This is a genomic window from Streptomyces sp. WM6372, assembly GCF_001279655.1.
Taxonomy (GTDB): domain Bacteria; phylum Actinomycetota; class Actinomycetes; order Streptomycetales; family Streptomycetaceae; genus Streptomyces.
Genome location: NZ_LGDB01000079.1, coordinates 1 through 1,444 on the forward strand (window position 1 = coordinate 1; position 1,444 = coordinate 1,444).

1 protein-coding gene is annotated in these 1,444 nt (G+C 68.9%); it reads left to right on the plus strand.

Going from position 1 to position 1,444, the window contains the following annotated elements:
• Positions 1–546 precede the first annotated feature (546 nt).
• Entirely contained in the window at positions 547–1,041 is a 495-nt protein-coding gene (locus ADK52_RS08045) for a hypothetical protein (protein ID WP_147420058.1), read from the plus strand.
• The last annotated feature ends 403 nt before the right edge of the window (positions 1,042–1,444 follow it).

Consider the following 1,444-nt stretch of genomic DNA (forward strand, 5'->3'; position numbering starts at 1 on the left):
GGGGTGGGGTGGGGGAGCAGTGGGGCGGGGCTTCGGGGGCGGGGTCCCTGCGATCGGCGTCGGAGGAAGTCCGGGGGTTTCCCGACAGTCCACTGTCCTTCCGGTGCGGTCCGGGCCGTCAAGGGCGCTCACTTCGTTCGCGTCGCTTCGCGATGGCCTTCGGCCACCCTTGACTGCCCGGCCCGCCCCGGAATGCCATAAGACTGTCGGGAAGCCCCCGAAGGACGGTCAGGGGGACAGGTCCACATCCAGCTCCCTCAGAGACGCTGACCTCCCACCCGGCCCAGCCAACTCCCCAAAGGGCACCGACCCCCTTCTCCGGCACCCGCCAGGCCAACCCGCACCAGACAGCGGCGAGATGCCCATCCCGGCCCCGCAGACGCGTCAGATCGCTACGCGCTCCTCTCGGCACAGCGTCCGACGACCGCCTGGGGCTGGACATAAGCCGCCCACGACCGGCGCAGAGGGCCCTCGGCCTGCGACAGCGGGCTGTCCGGTCGACAGGGGTGAGGCAGGGGCGGAGCATGGAGAGGGGAGGTGCGAACCATGAACGGACCCAGTCGACCAGCTCTCGTCGGAGCCCTCATCGTCTCCTTGGCCGGGCTCCTCCCGGCGGCCCACGCCCTGGCGGCCTCTCCGACCCTGCCGACCGGTACCTGCACGGCCACTGCCGGCCCGTTGAACACCGTGAGCCTCGCGGTCTCCGGATTCAGCGGCGATCTGCGTGTGACGGAGACGGGAAGCAACACCTCGAAAATCATCCACAAGGGCACGACGACGATCTCAATGCTGCCGGCGGGCAACTACGTCGTCGAGTGGGCCAACGCGCCGACCCCCGCGCAGAACGAGCGCACTGAGTGCGTCGGTGAAAAGAACCAGGCTGAGAACCAGTACGGAACGGGCTTCCAGCTAGGTCTCAAGGACACCCTTGAGACCTGCAAGAAGCAGGCGCCGAAGCAGCCCGTAGCGGATCCGAACTGGCAGGCGGGCTACGACAAGGGTGCCGAGACAGCACTCAACAGCCAGCGCTGCGCCACCTGACGATCCGCCCGCCTCGGTTGGCTTATGTCCAGCCCCAGGCGGTCGCCGGACGCTATGCCGAGAGAAGCGCGTAGCGATCTGACGCGTCCTGGGGCCCCATCGTCATCTCGCCGCTGTTTGGTGCAGGTTGGCCCTGCCCGCGCGCCCATGCCGGGCGGGCATGGTGGTCCTGGGGGACTGGGTGCGGAGGAACACGAAGGTCCCGATCGGCATCCCTGATGCGGCCGCTCCTGGTCGGATAACCTCCCGGCCATCCTTCGGGGGCTTCCCGGCAGTCTTATGGCATTCCGGGGCGGGGCGGTCGGTCAAGGGTGGCCGAAGGCCATCGCGAAGCGACGCGACCGCAGGGAGCGCCCTTGACGGACCGACCCGACACGGAAGGACAGTGGACTGACGGGACGCC